Source organism: Streptomyces sp. NPDC050315 (genome assembly GCF_040655775.1).
Taxonomy (GTDB): Bacteria; Actinomycetota; Actinomycetes; order Streptomycetales; family Streptomycetaceae; genus Streptomyces.
This window is the reverse complement of sequence record NZ_JBFAKN010000005.1, coordinates 469,816-488,169: the sequence shown is the minus strand read 5'-3', so window position 1 is coordinate 488,169 and position 18,354 is coordinate 469,816. Positions and strand designations below refer to the sequence as shown.

The 18,354-nt window shown below is 70.8% G+C and carries 15 protein-coding genes; 6 read left to right on the top strand and 9 right to left on the bottom strand.

Annotation, left to right across the window (positions count from 1 at the left end):
* Positions 1-52: 52 nt before the first annotated feature.
* Positions 53-409: a hypothetical protein gene (locus tag AB0I82_RS21100; RefSeq protein ID WP_363258839.1), complete on the top strand. Its 357-nt coding sequence runs from the start codon at positions 53-55 to the stop codon at positions 407-409.
* Positions 406-5,454: a hypothetical protein gene (locus AB0I82_RS21095; protein ID WP_363258838.1), complete on the top strand. Its 5,049-nt coding sequence runs from the start codon at positions 406-408 to the stop codon at positions 5,452-5,454. The genes AB0I82_RS21100 and AB0I82_RS21095 overlap by 4 nt, the downstream gene beginning before the upstream one ends.
* Before the next feature lie 24 nt (positions 5,455-5,478).
* Here AB0I82_RS21095 and AB0I82_RS21090 read toward each other — a convergent pair whose 3' ends face one another.
* On the bottom strand, positions 5,479-6,270 hold the full coding sequence (locus AB0I82_RS21090) for a sulfite exporter TauE/SafE family protein (RefSeq protein WP_363258837.1): 792 nt from the start codon (positions 6,268-6,270) through the stop codon (positions 5,479-5,481).
* Positions 6,258-7,301 (bottom strand): LacI family DNA-binding transcriptional regulator, encoded by a 1,044-nt coding sequence (locus tag AB0I82_RS21085; protein WP_363258836.1) that lies wholly within the window; start codon positions 7,299-7,301, stop codon positions 6,258-6,260. Before AB0I82_RS21085 ends, AB0I82_RS21090 begins: the two co-directional genes overlap by 13 nt.
* 109 nt (positions 7,302-7,410) lie before the next feature.
* Here AB0I82_RS21085 and AB0I82_RS21080 point away from each other — a divergent pair, with 109 nt between their 5' ends.
* From AB0I82_RS21080 to AB0I82_RS21070, 3 genes are read left to right on the top strand one after another with little or no spacing between them, the layout of a single operon-like run.
* A complete protein-coding gene (locus AB0I82_RS21080) occupies positions 7,411-8,592 on the top strand; it encodes a phytanoyl-CoA dioxygenase family protein (RefSeq protein WP_363258834.1) in 1,182 nt (393 codons plus the stop codon).
* A gap of 16 nt (positions 8,593-8,608) precedes the next feature.
* Positions 8,609-9,370, top strand: coding sequence for an SDR family oxidoreductase (locus tag AB0I82_RS21075; protein ID WP_363258833.1), 762 nt, complete (start codon positions 8,609-8,611; stop codon positions 9,368-9,370).
* Positions 9,371-9,384: 14 nt separating this feature from the next.
* Positions 9,385-10,389 (top strand): Gfo/Idh/MocA family oxidoreductase, encoded by a 1,005-nt coding sequence (locus AB0I82_RS21070; protein WP_363258832.1) that lies wholly within the window; start codon positions 9,385-9,387, stop codon positions 10,387-10,389.
* Positions 10,390-10,407: 18 nt separating this feature from the next.
* On the opposite strand, the gene AB0I82_RS21065 is transcribed toward AB0I82_RS21070, so the two are convergent.
* The 7 genes from AB0I82_RS21065 to AB0I82_RS21035 all read right to left on the bottom strand — a co-directional run bounded on the left by AB0I82_RS21065 (position 10,408) and on the right by AB0I82_RS21035 (position 17,174).
* Entirely contained in the window at positions 10,408-11,310 is a 903-nt protein-coding gene (locus tag AB0I82_RS21065) for a LysR family transcriptional regulator (RefSeq protein ID WP_363258831.1), read from the bottom strand.
* Between the two features lie 132 nt (positions 11,311-11,442).
* Complete coding sequence (locus AB0I82_RS21060; protein WP_363258830.1) at positions 11,443-12,123, bottom strand: type 1 glutamine amidotransferase domain-containing protein; 681 nt, start codon at positions 12,121-12,123, stop codon at positions 11,443-11,445.
* Positions 12,120-13,289 carry an MFS transporter gene (locus AB0I82_RS21055; RefSeq protein ID WP_363258829.1) on the bottom strand — a complete coding sequence of 390 codons (1,170 nt, stop codon included), beginning with the start codon at positions 13,287-13,289 and terminating at the stop codon, positions 12,120-12,122. The genes AB0I82_RS21060 and AB0I82_RS21055 overlap by 4 nt, the downstream gene beginning before the upstream one ends.
* A gap of 163 nt (positions 13,290-13,452) precedes the next feature.
* Entirely contained in the window at positions 13,453-14,202 is a 750-nt protein-coding gene (locus tag AB0I82_RS21050; protein ID WP_363258828.1) for an HAD family hydrolase, read from the bottom strand.
* A complete protein-coding gene (locus AB0I82_RS21045) occupies positions 14,202-14,756 on the bottom strand; it encodes a DJ-1/PfpI family protein (RefSeq protein WP_363258827.1) in 555 nt (184 codons plus the stop codon). Before AB0I82_RS21045 ends, AB0I82_RS21050 begins: the two co-directional genes overlap by 1 nt.
* Before the next feature lie 45 nt (positions 14,757-14,801).
* Complete coding sequence (locus AB0I82_RS21040; protein WP_363258826.1) at positions 14,802-15,575, bottom strand: cupin domain-containing protein; 774 nt, start codon at positions 15,573-15,575, stop codon at positions 14,802-14,804.
* Positions 15,576-15,788: 213 nt separating this feature from the next.
* Complete coding sequence (locus tag AB0I82_RS21035; protein ID WP_363258825.1) at positions 15,789-17,174, bottom strand: peptidase C39 family protein; 1,386 nt, start codon at positions 17,172-17,174, stop codon at positions 15,789-15,791.
* 146 nt (positions 17,175-17,320) lie between these two features.
* On the opposite strand from AB0I82_RS21035, the gene AB0I82_RS21030 reads away from it, so the two are divergent.
* Positions 17,321-17,971, top strand: coding sequence for a hypothetical protein (locus AB0I82_RS21030; protein WP_363258824.1), 651 nt, complete (start codon positions 17,321-17,323; stop codon positions 17,969-17,971).
* Positions 17,972-18,354: the final 383 nt, after the last annotated feature.

The window sequence follows — 18,354 nt, the reverse complement described above, 5'->3', positions numbered from 1 at the left end:
TGGGTCCCCTTGACGGTTGGTGCCCGTCAGGCATTGGTTCTCGGGGGGACACATGGACATTGTCGTGAACATCGAGGGTGGCCGGGCGGACGAGCTCGGAAGCCTCGAACGGGCGGTCAAGAACAAGCTCAAGGCGCAGGGCGTCCGGACGGTGCGCACCGTCAGTGAGGTGGAGCAGGGCGCGCTCGGCGCCGTCGAGGTGCTCCAGTTCATGGGGGAGAACGTGCTGCTCCCCGTCTTCCTCCAGGCCCTGTACGAGTACGCGTCGCAGCGGCTCGGGCAGCCGAAGCGCGCGGACCTCAAGGTCAGCGCCGTCCGGACCGACCTCCCCGACGGTACGCGCCGTACCGAGATCGTCTTTGAGGGGAAGGCGAAGGACGTAGCTGCGGCTCTCAAGGAACTGCAGTGAACCTCACGCCGAATCCGGACGAGGAGCGGGTCGACCCGTCCCGCTCCGCCGTTCTGCTGATCGGCGGGAGCGAGTACCCGGGGACGCAGCTGGCGCCCGTGCCCGCCGCCGAGACCAACCTGAGCAAGCTCGCGGAGGCATTCGAAAATCCTGATCTGTGGGGCGTCGACCCGGCAGAGGTGCAGCAGCACCTGAACATGACGCGCCAACGGATGCTGACGCGGATCGGCAAGGCGTACCGGGCGACGGACCCGGGCGGGCTGTTCGTCCTCTACTTCGTGGGGCACGCGCAGGAGGACAGCAGCACCGGCATGCTCTACCTGGCACCGCACGACGCCGGAAACCCGCTGTTCCCACAGGACTCCATGGTGTCGGTCGCCGACATCTACCGGGCGGTGGCCGACCAGGAACGGTCGGCCGACCGGATGCTGCTCATTCTCGACTGCTGTTTCTCCGGCAGCGCCATCAAGGCCATGCCCGCGGAGGCATCGACGGCGACCAGCGAGAACGGCTGGTACGTCATCGCCTCGTGCGCGGACGGCGTCTTCGCGCGCGCCGATTCCGACCGCGACACCACCTTCTTCACCGGCGCCCTGCTCGAATCGTTCGAGGGCGTCGCGGCCACGCAGCCGAGCCTCTCCGTGCAGTGGGTCTTCGAGGCCGTGAGCGACATCATCGCTCGTACGCCGGGAGTCAACGGCGCCGCGGTCCTGCCCCAGCACGCCCCGGCCGCCTGGGCGAACCGCCCTTGGCTGCGCAACCGGAAACACATCAGACCGGCCACCACTCCGTACAGCTACGCCCCGCTCCCGGCCGATCGGCCGGCCGCCGTCCCGCAGGCGCTCCCCGACGGATTCCCCGCCTGGCCGGTCGCCGACCCGCTCTTCACCGGGCGCGCCACGGAGCTGACGGGCGCGCTCGGCCGGTTCCGGCAGCGTACGGTCCTGCCAGTCTACGGGCCGCGCTACGCCGGCAAGTCCGCGTTCGTCCGCCAACTGCTGGCCACCCCCGAGGTGAAGGACTCCGAGCCCGCGGAGCGGCCCTGGCTGCTGCTGGAGCTGAACATCATCAACGCGAGTGCCGAGTCCCCGGTCATGGAGGCGCTGGCCTCCGCGCTGGAGGTCGGCCTCCAGGACATCGCCCAGCACGCCGAGGCCGACGGCGACTCCCGCCGCGACCTGGTCATCGAGCGGCTCCGCGAGCACGCACGCGGACGCACGCTGCTGCTCGTCGTCGACTGCGGACGGCTGGGGTACGACTCGCACCGCATCAGCGCGGAGCTCGACGAGCTGCTCGCGCACCCCTACTTCCGGGACACGGCCAACATCGTCATCTCCCGCGTCGAGCTGGACGAGCCGGTGCACAGCGAGGAGCAGCTCGACCATCAGATCCCGGTCCTGCTGGAGGAGCTGCCGCAGGAGGAGGCGGCCGATCTCCTCACCGCCCTCATGGCACACGAGCGCGTGACGGTCGACGGTGCGGACGTCCTGCGCGGCATCCCGGACCCCCGGCTGCGCCTCCCGGGCGTACTGAACCAGAGCACGATCGGCTACCTCCGCCGCAGGGGCCGCGGTACGGGCGCGCCCGATCCGGCGGACGTGGCCGCCGCCCTGGTCGAGGGCACCGCGCCCAGCATGATCAGAACCCTGCGGGAGCTGGGCTGCCGGCTCGCCGCCGGGCCCGACGTGCCCGCCGGTCCGGAGCCGTTCGCGGTCCTCGCGGTCTGGGCGCTCGCCGACCAACTGCCGCTCTCCCCACAGGTGTTGGAGGATCCGGCCGTCGGCTTTCCGCGCGACACGCTGGACCGGCTGGTGGACGCGCGTGTCCTCTCCCGGACCGATACGGGAGCGCTCCTGCTGGGGCAGACCAGCGAACAGGCGCTGCGCAATCTGGTGTCCGCCGCGCTGAGCCGTGCCGAGGAGAACCGGCCCGGTCGGCCGCTCGTCAAACCCGCGCTCCTCCAGACCGTCGTCCCCGAGGAGCTGGGCCTCGCCGAGCTGGACCGCCGGCTGGCCGCGGCCGCGCTTCCGCTGTTCACGGCCGGTGCGCCGAAGGACGACGAGGCGGACGGGGCGTACCGCTTCCGGCTGCGTTCGGCGCTCGGCTGGATCGAGGACGAGGGCGACCGGCGGCTGCCGGCGCTGCACGAGGCGATCCGCCCGCTCGTCCTCGCGCCCTCCGGTGACGCCAGCTACCGCCCGACATCGGACGAACCGCTGGCGCCTCCGGCCGACGCGGAGGAGCTGGTGGTGACCGGTCCCGAACCGCTTCCGGTGGAGCGGCCGGCGGACGAGGAGGAGGGCGCCGGTTCGCTGGCGGCGCTCTACCGGCTGTACCACGCCGTGGCGTCGCTGACCCTGGCCGCCCGTGCCGAGGGCCCGGCGGAACGGACGGGTGCGCGGTTCACCGCCGCCGCCGAGGAGGTCTCCGCCGCGCTCGCCGGCTGCGACGCCGAGCAGGTACCGCACACCCTGCTGCGCTCGGCGGACGCGTCGCTGGCGTTCACCGGCAACCGGCTCGGCCTGCGGGCGCGGCTGCTCGACGTCCGGCTGGCCGCGGTCGAGGTACTGCTGCACGGGGCGCACCGCCGCGGCCCCGGACAGGCCGGGCGGATCACGCTGGCGGTGTCCTGGCTGCTCAACACGGCCGACGCGCTGATCGACGCGGACCGGCTGGAGGAGGCCGGGGCGCTCGTCGACCAGGTCGGCGGCCTGGTGACGGACCTGCTCCCGCAGGACGACGCGCCCCGCAGCGTCTCCTCGCGGCTGCAGCTCAACAGCCGTATCGCCCGGGTGCGCGGCCGCCTCCTGAGCGACACCGGGGAGAGCCGCCGGGTGCTGCTGGACGGCGCGCGCAGTGTTGCCGCCGGGCTGCGGCTCGCGCACGCGCAGGGCGAACCGCTGTCGCTGTGGACCTCGCGGCTGTTCGACGCGACGCTGCTGGTCATCCAGCAGAGCCGGACCGACGAGGAGTTGGTCGAGGCCCGGTCGCTGGTCATGGACGCGCTGGAGGAGTGCTGGGGCGAGCGGTCGTCGTGGCCACCGGGCGTCTGCGTTCCAGCGGCGCGCTTCCTGCGGAAGCTCTACGTGCGCTGCGTCGATGCCGCGCTGCGGCAGAACGGCGCCAAGGAGGCCGTGGACCTGCTGGAACGGCTGCCCGAGGCGCGGCGCGCGGACGAGGCCCGGCGCGCGGAGGCCGAGGGCGGGCCGCCCGCGGACGGCGCCCCTGCCACGGACGGCAAGGAGGCCGCGAAGGTCCTCAGCGCGCTGGCCCAGGCGTACGGCTTCCACTCCTACACCCTCCGGGAGAACGACCGGATCGGCGCGGCGCGCTCCCGGCTGGAGCGGGCGGCGGAGTGCGCCCACGCCGCGGTGGAGCTCGCCCCGAGCACGTTCTCGTACTCGGTCTGGCTCCGGCAGGTGCTCGACATCCGGCGGATGACTCCGCGCACGGGTGCGGCCGGTGACGCCGCGTCGAAGCGCCGGCGGGCCTGCGTGAAGGAGGTACGCGGCTGGCTGGCCCAGCAGGACAGCCACTCGCACGCCCATGCCGTGCTCGACATCACCTGTCTCGACTCCGACTGGGCGGAGGAGGGCAGTCTGCGAGGGGCCGCCCAGAAGCGGGTCCCCGGCGAGGACTTCCTCCGGCTCAAGGCCCGTCGGCAGCGGGTGCCCATCGACGCGCTGCACCGCGAGCGCCGGCAGAAGCTGAAGGCGCACCTGCACCGGTACGGACCGTCGATCGAGCTGTGCGCCCTGGAGTCCCGGCTGGAGCGCGAGTACCGCCGCTGGACGAGCGTCCTGGACTTCAAGCAGGCCAAGCAGGACTGGAAGGAGGGGCTCGGCCCGCGCCCGGTGGCCATGGCCCCGCAGGTCGACAACGAGCCGCTGTTCGCGATCTACCGCGACGCCGCGGCCCGGTGGCCCGGCGACGCCCGGCTGATCGCCGCCGAGGCCGCCCTGCACCGTTACGTATGGAACTACGACCGGGCGATCGAGCTGTACGAGTACCTCGCCCGGACGGCGCCGAACGGCGAGATCCGGCGCGGCGCGCACCTGTCCGCGGCCGAGGCGCTCCTCGCCGACCTGGAGTACGCGACCCGCGCCCACCGGAGCGACTGGCGCGACCGGCTGCTCGCCGCGCAGGACCATCTCGACGCCGTGTTCAGCGCCAACGCCCGCGGCGGGCTGGCCATGGTGCTGCGGGAGCGGGTCGCGATCCGGCTGGGCCGGCCGGTGCGCTGGGACCCGGTCGACGCGGCCTTCGAGGCCGTTGTCGGCGGCGACTACGCGGGTACGGTCGGGCGCTTCCTGGACCAGCGCCGCTACGGCCGGGACCGGGACTCCGAGCGGCTCGGCGCCCGGGTCCGCATCACGGTCAAGGACGGCGCGGGCGCATCGGAACAGCAGCGGCTCAGCGAGCTGTTCGGCGGGCTCGTCGGGCGTACCGCCCCGGCCGGTGTCCGGCAGGGTGCCGCGGTGCCCCGGCAGAACAGCGGGCAGGAGGGCCGGGCGCCGTCCGGTGCGGCGGCGGCGCTCGTCGGCGGCGAGGACCCGGGGCAGTTCGCCTCCGAGCTGCTCGGGGAGCTGCTGCTGACGGAGTTCACCAGCGTGAAGCTGCTGAGCGGGCTCGGGAAGCTCTACCTCCACCGGGCGGACGACCTGATCGCCGGTCATCAGGAGGCGCACGGCAGCGAACCGGAACCGGGCTCCGACACCGCGCGGGAGGCGGCCGGCCATGCCCGGCGGGCCTACGACTGCTTCGACGCCTGCCGCGTGCTGCAGGAAGCACACGGCAACGAATCCATCGTGACGAAGTTCGAACGCGGGCGGGCCATCACACTGGCCGCGAAGTACCTGCACGACCCGGACCCGATCTCGCGGCCGCTCCCGCACGAGCGGGACGCCCAGCTCCGCCAGGCGTTCTGGCTGCTGAACGCGGCCCGGGAACACAGTGTCGGCGGCTTCAACAAGGTCTGCTCCTGGGCGGCGTCCGAGAACAACGAGGTGCAGACTCGCCTCGGCCTGCGAAAGCCCCAGGGCTGACGTCCGTACTGGTGTGAAGCGGCCTCATGACGCGGTGGCGTCCCGCCACAGGCTCCAGGCGAGGCCGAGGCCGGCGAGGGCCACCGCGATGCGGAGCGGGGTCTCGGGGACACGTCGTACGACCGCCGGGCCGATCCAGGCGCCCACGAAGCAGCCGAGGCCCAGCGCGAGCGCCGCGCTCCAGTCGACGGGGGCGAGGAACGCGTAGGCGACGGCCGCGGTGATGTTGGCGGCGCCGGTGGCGATGTTCTTGACGGCGTTGGTCACCGGCAGCGGTTCCGCCGCCGACAGCGAGAGCACCGCCAGCATCAGCACACCGGCCGCCGCACCGAAGTAGCCGCCGTACAGTCCGACGAGCAACACCGCGCAGGCCACAGGTAGTTGGGGCACGGCGGCCGCATCGGAGGTACGTTTCGCGATCAGGCGCCGCAGGGGTTCGCGGACGAGGATCAGTACCGAGCCGAGGGCGATGAGCCACGGTACGGCCAGCTCGAAGGCGGCGGACGGCGTGCCGAGGAGCAGGGCCGCTCCGATGGCCCCGCCCACCGCCGCGATGCAGGACAGCCGGATCAGACGGGCGCGCTGCCCGCGCAGCTCCGCCCGGGAACCGGCGGCCGTGCCCACGGTGTTGGAGAAGAGAGCCACGGTGTTGGTGACGTTGGCGGCGACCGGTGGCAGGCCCGCGGCCAGCAGCGCCGGGTAGCTGAACAGCGAGGCCAGTCCGGCGATCGACCCGGCGAGTCCGGAGGCGACGCCGGCCGCGAGGAGCAGCAGCGCGGACGCGACGGCCGGGTGACCGGTGATCAGTTCTCCCACGTGACCGAGCCCCCGTGCGGCATGTTGTACGGCGTGACCACCTGGATCGCCGACGGTAGCGCGGGACCTTCGTCGGGCAGTGCGTGGTGGGCCCGCATGATGGTCTGGCAGGCGCGGCGCATGTCCTGGCGCAGGTCGTGGTGGAGGACCGCGGAGATGCGCTGTTCGCGCAGCAGGCGGGTGTTGTCGTGGTCGAGGTCGTGGGCGATGAACACCGCGCAGTCGCGTCCGAGTTCCTCGAAGGCCGCCACGGTCGACGCGTTGCCGCCGCCCATGGAGTACACCGCGGTGATGGACGGGTCCCGCTTGAGCGCGTGGTGGACGAGGTCGTACTGAGTGGCGTCCAGACCATCGCTGTCGGTGACCTCGACGAGGGCGCGGTGCGGCTGGGTGTTGCGGATGGCGCTGCGGAAGCCCATCTCCCGCTCTTCCTCGCCGCGGAAGAAGCCGCGGCTGATGGTGGTGAGGACGTTGCCGGGGCGCTCCCCCAGCCACTGGCCGATGAGGTACGCGGCGGTGGCGCCGGCCGCCCGGTTGTCGATGCCGATGTAGGCGAGGCGTGCGCTGCTGGGCAGATCGCTCACCAGGGTGACGAGGGGAATCCCGGCGGCGACCAGCCGGCCGACGGCGGCCCCCACCTCCGGCAGGTCGGGGCCCTTCAGGATCACTCCCTGCGACCCACGCTTGGCGATCTTGTTCAGGATCGCGACGAGTTCGTCAGCAGTGCCGGTCTCGCGGAAGTGGAAGCGCGAACGCACCACCGCGGGGTGCAGCGAGGGCAGTTCGGCCTCCAGGGCATTGCGTACGGCGGTGGAGAACCGGTCCGGCGCCTGCATCACGATGTCGATCATGAAGGTGCGGCCGCCGATGCGGACCTGCGTCCGTTGCCGGTCGAGGTCCTTGATGGCCTGGCGCACCTCCATGACGGTGTTCTCCCGTACGCCGCCGCGGTCGTTGAGCACCCGGTCGACGGTGGCCTCGCTCAGCCCGGCCTGACGGGCGATCTCCCTGATCGGATACGGATGCCGCATCGCTGTCCCTGGATATTGATGATGGCTTTTTGATGGCTTACTGCTCATTGAATGACGGTTGGAGGTTCCTCAGACTGACAGAAAAGCAAGCACGGCGAAAGGATCCGGGATGTCCCTCGCAGCTGCGGGATCACCGGTGGTATGGCTGAGCGAGGACGACTGCGTACTCGATGAGTTCGACGCGTTGGTCGGCGAGCGCACCGACGCCCACGACTACCCCGCGGCCGAGGGAGTCGAGCAGAACGTCCTGATGTACGACAGCGAACGGTTGCGTGACCTCACCGGTACTTCGGCGGGGCGCAGGGCGGTGCAGGCCGAGCTGGCGCGGGCGCTGCTCGACGGCCCCGGCATCGTGGTCCTCCGGGGTGCCTTCCCGGACCCCGCCGTCGTGGACCGGGCGTCCGCGGCCTTCTACGCGCTGATCGAGGAGGAGCGCGCGACGGGCGCGGCTCGCGGCGACCACTTCGCGAAGCCGGGCGCCAACGACCGGGTGTGGAACGCGCTGGACAAGATGGCCGTCCGCGCACCGGAGGCGTTCGCCGACTACTACGCCAACGACATGCCGGCCCTGATCGCCGAGGCCTGGCTCGGTCCCGCGTACCAGGTGACCTCGCAGATCAATGTGGTCAACCCCGGCGGCGCGGCGCAGCAGGCGCACCGCGACTACCACCTCGGCTTCCTCTCCCAGGAACAGGCCGCGGCCTACCCGGCGCACGTCCACCGCCTCTCCCCCGTACTGACCCTCCAGGGTGCCGTCGCCCACTGCGACATGCCGGTGGAGTCCGGGCCGACGCTCTACCTGCCGCACTCGCAGAAGTACGAGCCGGGTTACCTGGCCTGGCGCCGCCCGGAGTTCATCGCGTACTTCGACGCCCACCACATCCAACTCCCGCTGGCCAAGGGCGACGCGGTGTTCTTCAACCCCGCGCTCTTCCACGCCGCCGGACACAACCGCTCCGCCGACATCAAGCGGATGGCCAACCTCCTGCAGATCTCCTCCGCCTTCGGCCGCGCCATGGAGACCGTCGACCGGGAGGCGATGGCCAACGCCGTCTTCCCCGTACTGCTGCGCCGCAAGGCGGAGGGCGTGGGTGACGACTGGCTGCGCCGGGTGATCGCCGCCACCGCCGAGGGCTACCCCTTCCCCACCAACCTCGACCTCGACCCGCCGGTCGACGGGCCGGCACCCCCCTCCCAGGCGGACGCCGTGTGGCAGGCAGTGGCCGAGGAGTGGACCCCCGACCGGCTCCGCCAGGAACTGCAAGCAGGCGCCGAGCGCCGCCAGAGCTGAAAAGAGACTCACACTCATGGGACTGCTTGAAGGCAAGATCCTCCTCGCCAACGGCGGCAGCCAGGGCGTCGGCGCGGGCATCGTACGGGTGGCCGTCCGCGAAGGCGCGACCGTCGTCTTCACCGGACGCCGGGCCGAGGTCGGCGAGAAGCTCGCCGCGGACACCGGGGCGCACTTCCTGCGCGCCGACCTCGCGGACCCGGCACAGGCCCGCGGCAGCGTCGAGCAAACCGTGTCCCGGTACGGCCGCATCGACTGCCTGGTCAACGCCGCCGGGCTGACGTCACGCGGCTCGCTGCTGGACACCACGCCGGAGCTTTTCGACGCCCATATGGCGATCAATCTGCGGGCGCCGTTCTTCGCGATGCAGGCAGCGGTGGCCGACATGAAGGGCCGCGGGGCGCCGGGCACCATCGTCAACATCGGCTCCGACTGCGCACACGGCGGCCCGCCCTTCCTGGCCGCCTATTCCGCCGCGAAGGCGGGACTGGCCGGCCTGACCAAGAACGCGGCGCACGCCCACCGCTGGGACCGCATCCGTATCAACGGCCTCAACATCGGCTGGACCGAGACCGAGGGCGAGGACGCCACCCAGCGCGAATTCCACGGCGCGGGCGACGACTGGCGCGAAAAGGCCGCCGCGAAGCTGCCGATGGGCAAGCTCGGTCAGGTCGACGAGATCGCCGACTTCGTCGTCTTCCTGCTTTCCGACCGCAGCGGGGTCGTGACCGGCTCGGTCATCGACTGGGGCCAGACCGTCATCGGCGCAACCGACTAGAGGAGTACTTCTTCATGCGTATGGGCATCATGAGGCTGGGCCGGATCGGGGCCTTCCACGCGGACACGCTCTCCCGGCTCGACGCGGTGGACTCCCTGGTCGTCACCGACCCGGTGGCCGCGGCTTCGACCGCCGCGGCCGAACGGTTCGGGGCCACCGCCGTGGACTCCCCCGAGGCCGTACTGGCCGCCGGCGTCGACGGCGTCGTCATCGCCGCCGCGACCGACGCACATCCCGAGCTGATCCTCGCCTCAGTCAAGGCAGGCATCCCCGTCTTCTGCGAAAAGCCGGTGGCCCGCGGCATCGAGGACAGCCTGGAGGTGCTGCGCACGGTCGAGAACAGCGGCGTCGAGGTGCACATCGGCTACAACCGGCGCTTCGACGCGGGCTGTGCGACCGCACGCGCCGCCGTCGTCAGCGGCGAACTCGGCCCGCTGCACACCGTACGGTCCACCACCCTGGACCCGGCGCCCCCGCCGGAGGCGTACGTGGCGGTCTCCGGCGGGATCTTCCGCGACTGCAGCGTGCACGACTTCGACATCGTCCGCTGGGTCACCGGGCGCGAGGTCACCGAGGTGTACGCGACCGGTGGCAACCGGGGTGCGGAGTACATCGCGGCGGCGGGCGACGTCGACACCGCCTCCGCACTCCTCACCCTCGACGACGGCACGATCGCCGTCATCTCCAACTCCCGGCACAACGCCCGCGGTTACGACGTCCGCCTCGAACTGCACGGCATGAAGGACAGCATCGCGGTCGGCCTGGAGGACAAGCTGCCGCTGCGCTCCGCCGAACCGGGGGCCACCTTCCCCGCCGGCACCCCGCACACCTTCTTCATGGACCGCTTCGCCGCCGCCTACCGCGCCGAACTCACCGCGTTCACCGAGGTCGTGGCGGGCACCCGGCCCTCCCCCTGCACCGTGGCCGACGCCATCGAGGCAAGCTGGATCGCCGAGGCCTGCACCCTGTCCCTGCGCGAACACCGCCCCGTACGACTCGACGAGGTGCGTACCGCATGACGGACGACCGTTGGCCCCTCACGTCCACAGCTGTGCCTTCGTCAGCAGGTGGCCGTGGAGCAGCGCGAGTCCGGGGCGGGACAGCTCACCTTGGCGGACCGCGAGGTAGAAAGTGTTGAGGGGCGGGACCTCGGGTTCGAGAAGGGGGACGACCTCGCCCGCGGTGAGTTCCTTGACGCACAGGTATGTCGGCAGGACCGAAATCCCGGCCGACGACTTCACGGCGGCGAGCGCGCCCCGCAGGTCCGGAACGACGAGGGCGGGTTTCACGGTGGGCCGGATGCCGAACACGGCGAGCCAGTAACGGCGGATGATGGGCAGGGCCTCGGCGTAACTGATCAGCGGGAACTTCTTCAGCGCCACGGGCCCTTCCTCCGCGAGCCGGTCTCGAGGGATGCGCTCGGCGAGTCCCTCGGAGGCAAGCAGCACGAACTCCTCGTCCCCGAGCGGTGTGGCGGCGATGCCCCGCTCCCGCGGTCGTACGGTGGACAGGACCAGATCGAGCTGCCGGTCCATCAGGGAGGCGAGGAGGTCGTCGGCGAGGCCGAAGTGCAGCCGGAGCTGCATGCCGTCCGCGATGAGGTCGCTGATGGCGGGGATCACACGGCTGGTCATCAGCTCGACGGGTCCGCCGACCCGCATCGGCCTGCTCTCCGATTCGTCACCGAAGTACCGCTCGATGGCGGCGCCGAGAGCGTCGATCGGCCCCTGCACCTCGCGGATGAGGGCCTCGGCGGCGGCAGTGGGCTGCACACCGTGCGGGAGCCGGTCGAAGAGCGGGTGTCCCAGTTCCTTCTCGAGATTGCGCACCTGATGGGTCACGGCCGGCTGGGAGAGTGCCAGGACCTGGGCGGCTTTGGTGAACGATCCGAGTCGGTAGACGGTGACGAACGTGCGCAGCCAGCCCAGTTGAATCGCCATGGCATTTCCCCGCCCGTACCCCCGGCCCGGTCACCGAAGCCGACCGGAGCTCCCCGAGGTCTACTCTGCCATCGCGAGGCGCCCCGGGAACGGGAACACTCCCAGGGCGCCGGGATTCGGACGCGAAAGGGCTCAGGCGTCTTTGATGCTCGCCAGGGCGAGCTCGGCGACCTTGACGGCCGATGCCGGGTTCTGGCCGGTCACCAGGCGCTGGTCGGCGACGGCGTGCTCGGCGAAGTCGGCCGTCTTGGTGTGCTTGGCGCCGCGTTCCACGAGCTTGCTCTCCAGCAGGAAGGGAACGACCTCGCTGAGGCCGACGGCCGCCTCCTCCTCGTTGGTGAACGACGCGACCTGCTTGCCGTCGACGAGGTACGAACCGTCGCTCAGCTTGATGTTCAGCAGGCCGGCCGGGCCGTGGCAGACGGCGGCGACGACACCGCCGCGCTCGTAGATGGCGGCCGCCAGGGCGGCCAGCCCGGACGCCTCGGGGAAGTCCCACATCGTGCCGTGGCCGCCCGCGTAGTAAATGATGTCGTAGTCCTGGGCGTTGACCTCGGCCGCGGTGCGGGTCGACGCAAGGGCGGCCTTGTTGGCGGGGTCCGCGAGGAAGTCGGTGACGACCTTGTCGTCCGGCTTGACGCCGTCCTGCGGGGGCGCACCGCCTTCCACGGACACGAAGTCGATGTCGCGACCGGCCGCGCGGAACACTGCCGCGGGGTGGGCGACCTCCGGGACGTAGAACCCGGTGCTGCGTCCGGTGCCGCCCAGATCGCCGTGGCTGGTGAGGGCGAACAGAACCTTCTTGGTCTTCATGCTTTCTCCAGGGGAGGTGAAGTGTCGGGTGTTTTTCCATGGGAATGCGGGGCCGCGAGGGGGAGGAAGCACATCGCGCCCCCCGCCACCAGCGTCGTGACCGTCAAGGTGGCCAGCAGCAGCCGGTAGTCGACGTGCGCGGCCGCCGGCTGTCCGAGCGAAGACCCGATGAAGAGCACGAACGTGTTGAACGAGACCGCCGTGCCCGCCGCCTGCGGCGCGAGCGTGTGCAGGAGCCCCACCAGGCCGGGTACGACCAGGCTGATGCCGCCGACGAACACCACGGTCCCGGCCAGCAGCACCGCGGGCACTGCCGTCACCTGCGCCAGCAGCAGCCCCGCCGATGCCAGACCGAACCCCGCCGCTGTCAGCGGGCCCGGCCCTCGCGCCCCCGCGAGCCGGCTCACCACGGGAGCGACCACCAGGCCCAGCGCACCCAGCGCCTGCACGCCCAGCAGATCCCCCGCGTCATACCCGGCAGTCGACCGCAGGTGTTCGTTCAGCGCTGCGTAGAGGGCCACGAAGCTACCGAACACCGTGAGCGCCGATGCGAACACGGTGGTGACGCCCCGATTGCGTATGAGCCCGCCCATCGCCGCGGCCATGCCGCTGTTGCCCGCTGCCGCACGGCACCGGGCGGACGGCAACAGCAACCAGAAGGCGGCTGCCGCGGCCGCGTACACCAGCGCCGCGGGCCAGAACGCCAGCCGCCAACGGTCGCCGACCGCCTGCCCGAAGACCTGCCCGGCGACCCCGGCCCCCAGCAGCCCCGTGGTGAGGAAGGACAGCGCCACCGCACGGTGCGCGGCCGGCGCGCGCTCCGCGACATGAGCGAGGGCCACCGGTGCGAAACTCGCCGCCGCCAGTCCCTGCAGCACCCGGAACACGAGGAACCAGCCGAAGTCGGGGCTCAACGCCACCGCTCCGGTCGCGACCGCCGTCGCCAGCGTGCCGAACGCCAGTACCCGACGCCGGCCCACCCGGTCCGACAGCGGTCCGAACACGAGGAAGCCGACGGCGTATGCCAACGAGAACGCGCTGCCCGTCCACGCTGCCGCACCCGGGCTCACACCGAACGCGTTCTCGATGCTGCCCGCCAGCGGAATCGCCAGATACAACTGCGCCGGAATCGCGAACGCCATCACCACCAGTGCGGCGAGCTGCACGGTGAACCCCGCCCGTGCCCGCATCCGGCCGGGTGACGGCACCACGGACTGTGTGATGCTCATGAGGAATTGCTCCTGCTCGAATCTGGGAGAGCTCCGGGCCGGACGTGGATGGGACGGGCCAGCTCGCGCCCGCCCCACCCACGTCCGGCCGTCCGTGGCGTCACACGGCCACGGGAGCGAGGTGTGCCACCTCGGACAGGTCCAGCGCGGTCACCGCGAAACGCTCCGCCTCGGCCCGGTGTTCGGGCGTCGCGTACCCCCACCGGGCCCACCGGGCCCTGGCACCGGTCTCGATGGCCCTGCGTACGTTGGCGAGGTTGTCGTCGATGAACGTGATGTGCTCGACCGGAACCGCCCACCGTGCGCTGACGTCCAGGAGCGCTTCGGCCTTGCGACCGCACTCGCCGAACACCTCACGGACGGTGTCCTCGAGGCCCTGCCGGGCCAGGACGGCGCGGACGGCCCCCTCGTCCTTGGCCGTGATGACGACCACCGAGCCGCTGTAGCGGCGCAGCAGGTCGGCCATGCCCGGGTAGAGCGTGTGCAGGTCCAGCCAGAAGTCCGGCTCCTCGGTGCGCAGCCATTCCCGCGCCGCGCCGGCCTGGTGGGTGAACTCACGGACGCGCTCCGGTGCCAGTCCGGAGAAGAGGGCGTCGAACTCGGCCTGTGAGCCGACCGCCGCCGCCGTGGGCAGATGCGCCACCATGAAGTGGTCGAGCAGTCGTGAGTAGTTCCTGATGTGCCGGAACCGCTCGACGAAATCGCCCGGTACCCGCCTCAGTTGCTCGGCGCCGGTGACCGAGGTGTCCAGTCCCCGCACACCGAGCCAGGTGACGAGGGCGCACTCCGCCGGCGCATCGGCGACGACTCCGTCGAAGTCGACCGCCAGCACCTCCTTGGGCTGCGCCATCAGGCGGCCTGCCGGCCGGCGGCGAGTTGACGCGTGGTCTCGAAGACCGCGCGCATGAAGGCGCCCATGTAGCCGTAGTACGAGCAGGTGATGATGTTGCCGTCGACGATGACGTCACTGTCCACCACGTCGGCACCCGCGTTGATCACGTCATCGCGCAGACCGATGTACGCACACGCCTTGCGCCCCTTGAGGACGCCGGCGCTGACCATGATCCACGGGCCGTGGCACAGACCTGCCACGACCTTGCCGGCCTGGTCCATGCTCGCGACGAAGTCCAGCACCTTGCGGTCCTGGCGGACGCGGTCCGGGGCCTCATGGCCGCCGGTGAGGATGACGGCGTCGTAGTCCTCGACGGCGAGGTCCTCGAAGGAGATGAGCGGTCGGGCGGTCTTGTCCATCGGCAGTGGCACGCCGTACTTCCCGGTGACCGGGTCACCGTTCTTCGTGGCCACGTCGACGTGCCAGCCCTCCTCCAGGAAACGGTAGTACGTGAAGATCACGTCGTGGTCCTGGAAACCGCTTCCGGTGATGATGACGGCGTTACGGGACATACGCATTTCCCCCCTGAATGCTTCCTTGTCGTTCTTGTCGCTCTTTCAGTGATCGCGGCTGATGGACAGGTACTGCCCGTCCGCCTGAGGGCGCCGGGAGTCTTCCGGGCGCCCGGTCAGGATCTCGACGTCGCGCTCCACCACTCCCGAGAAGCACAACGGAATGTGGAAGAGGTCCTTCTCGCGCCGCCGGTAGAAAATGTCCATTCCGGTCCGGAGTTCGAACCGGAATCGGCGGTCCGGACTCCGCTCGCGCATACGGGCGTTCGGGAAGGACCGAATGGCCCGCATGGTGTCCTGCGAATGCTCCACCGATTCGGACTCGTACGCGGTACCGGCGCGGTTGTAGTCGTCCTCCAGCCGAATGAGGTCGAACTTGTTCCTCGGTACCTCGACCTCGATCAGCTCCAGCGGGTCGTCCCCCATGTTCCGCGTACCGTGGAACGCCCCTGGCGCGATGCGCAGGATCGAGCCCGCGCCGATGCGGACGTCCTCCCGGTCGAGCCCCGACGTGACGCCCCGCCCGCCGAGGCAGAGCAGGTACGTCAGCTTCCTGGGGTGCGCGTGAACCGAGGTGCTGTGCGGGGCGTCGATGTGCAGCGACCAGATGTCGAAAAAATCATCGACGTATGCCCGGTATTCGTAGCCCCACGGCTTCGGAATTACCCGGTCCAGGTGCGAGTCCTCGTCGAACTGCTCGTTGTGGACCCGATAGCCGTAGCGCACCAGCTTCTTGAGCTGTGCGATGTCCGCCTTCCCGGCGTCCAAATGAATGATTCCGGTTCCGATTACGGTCCCGGCGTTGTCCGCGACGGTCATCTTGCCCCCGTTTTTCACCGTCCAGCTTGCGAACAACTTAAGCAGCCGACACCGCGAAACACCAAATAAATAAATCAATGCCGGGCATGAAGGATTTAATTCACACCCGGACGCTTTTTGTTGCATTTTAATATGCCACGGCCGTACGCACCGGGCTCGAGCCCGGTGCGTACGGCCGTGGGGACTGCCTGCCGGCGGAGCCGAGTGGACCGGCTACGGGCGGATCCCCAACTCCCGCAGAGCGCGGCACTGGGTCGGTGTCGGCTGGGTCGGGAAGTAGAGGTAGCACACGCCGCCCGTGCCGGACTTCACGGCGCCACTGGCGTCCTTGCGCTTGGTGCGGAGCCAGATGTTCTCCCACTGGCGGCGGTTGTAGATGCGGCGGACGGCGACATTGGTGGGCGAGTTGGGGTCGTTGGCGATGATGTCGCCGGACTGGGTGAAGCCGATGACCGTCATCAGGTGGCCCGCCGTGCCGTAGCCCGCGCCGTCCAGTTCCGAGGCGATGAAGGACTGGGAGGTGATGACGGGGATGCCGACGTGGATGAGTTTTTCGACGTCGGTGAGGGACTGCAGGCGGGTCACGATGCCCTGGAGGTTGTCGTACGTCGCGGCGTAGGCCGCGTTGAAGGGCCAGTTGCCGCAGCCCTCGTACTGGTAGTCGAAGGTGAAGCGGGCCGCGTGGCAGACCTGGGGGTCGGCGTAGGCGGGGTTGACCCAGGCCAGGTCCTCGGGGGTGGGGCGGCGGCCCCAGGACTCGATGATCATCTGGGAGGAGGTGGGGCTGCACCACGCCTCTCCCCCGTTGTCGTACTCGGGGTACTGGCCCTTGTGGATCTCCTGGGAGTAGCGCGGTACGGCCAGTTCGCGGCCCCTGGCGACGCCCGGCTTGGAGGCCGGGACCGTGAAGCGGTCGGGGATGTCGGAGCCCATCGCGCCCACGCGCCACACCGTGGGCGTCAGGTCCGTGCCCGGCTTGCGGTAGAGGGTGAGGCGGAGTTCGTACGAGACGATGCGCAGGCCGGACGCGGGCGCGTCGAGGGAGAGCGTGTCGGTGTAGACCGTGCTCTTGTTGTCGGTCTGGTCGTCGACGGACGTACGGCGCATGTCCTGGTCGCCCGCGGCCCAGCGGCCCATGACGTACCAGGGCGTGCGGGACTTGTCGGAGTACATGCCGCGCAGCTCGATCGCGATCCAGGTGCCGGCGGGGGTGTGCGCGTTCCAGGACGCGACGAGCTCCGTGGCGGGGACCTTGAGCTGGTGGACCGGGGAGGTCCAGGTGGCGTACTCCCAGGGGGAGGTCTTCTTCAGGTGCGGGTCGCGGTAGTCGATGGTGCCGATCGGGGCCGCGATCTGTACGCCGGGGCGGGGGCCGGGCTCGATGCGGGTGCCCTGCCCCGATCCCGCGAGCCAGTCCGCCAGGGAGCTCCAGCCGTGGTAGTCCACGAGCGAGGCGGCGGCGGGGTGGGCGGCGGCGGAGTCGTCCGGGTCGGGGGTCCCGGAACGGCTCGCTGCGTGCGCGGGCAGGGGGGTCGCGGCGCCGGCGGCGACGGCGAGGGCGGCGGCCAGTACGGTGCGGCGGGGCGCGGATCTGGTCATGGGCTTCATGTCCCCCAGTCGGGTGCGGGATGAGCGTCACGGCAGTCGTGGCTCAACTATCTCCGCACGGGACGCCATTCGGCCAGCGGTTCGACGCGCGTCGCGCGCCGAAATATTGGCCTGGACCACTGTCGTACGCTGGCGCGATGAACGGCACCAGGGGGCAGGACATGGATCAGGACGCGGATCAGGACCTCGCCGCGCTCGCCGCGCGTCTGCGCGCGCTGCCGCCGTCGTGCGGACCGGTGCGGCTGATCGCGGTGGACGGGCACGCGGGGTCGGGGAAGAGCACGTTCGCGGGGCGACTGGCGACGGCGCTGGGCGACGAGCCGGAGCCAGGGGCGCACCGCACCCCCGCCCCCGTACTCCACCTCGACGACCTGGCGACGCACGACGAGCTCTTCGCGTGGACCGGGCGGCTGCGGGAACAGGTGATCGGGCCGCTCTCCGAAGGGAGGAGCGCGCGGTACGGCGTGTACGACTGGGTGCGCCGGAGCTTCACGCGGGAGCGCACGCTGGCGCCTGCCCCGATCGTGCTTCTGGAAGGCGTCGGAGCGGGCCGCAGCGCGCTCCGCCCGTATCTGGCGTGCCTGCTGTGGATGGAACTGCCCGACGAAACCGCCTGGGCACGCGGGCGACGGCGGGACGGCCCGGGACTCGACACCTTCTGGGATGGCTGGATTCCGGCGGAGCGCGCGCACTTCGCGGCGGATCCCTCCCGGCCGTATGCGGACCTTCTGGTGACCCAGGGACGGGTGGGTTACGAGTGGCACAAGGGACCGGTGGACGCGCGTTGACTCCCTCATTCCTTCACGCTGGGTGACGGTCGAGGGCCGGCGCACCGAAGACGGCCGACCGGCTCCCGCCGAGTGCCTCAACTCCGCTTGACCTGGGGGCCGTACAGGACTTACGTTCTCAATGTGCGGTTCTGACGGACCGCCCGCAGTCGCGAAGCCCCCGGTTGTTCCCCCGTGATCGGGGGCTTCGTTCTGCCCTCAGCTCGCGATTTTCCGCGCTTCTCACCGCTTCCCCCTCACCCTCGGTCACCGGCCCCTTCGCGCCGCCGAGTCCCCGCTTCCCCCCTGCGCCCCTCTTCGGCCCGCCTCGCGACCGCAGGTACGATGCCAGTTCGTGCCACCCGAGGACACGAGCCGACGGGCGCGCGACGGCGTGCAGATCC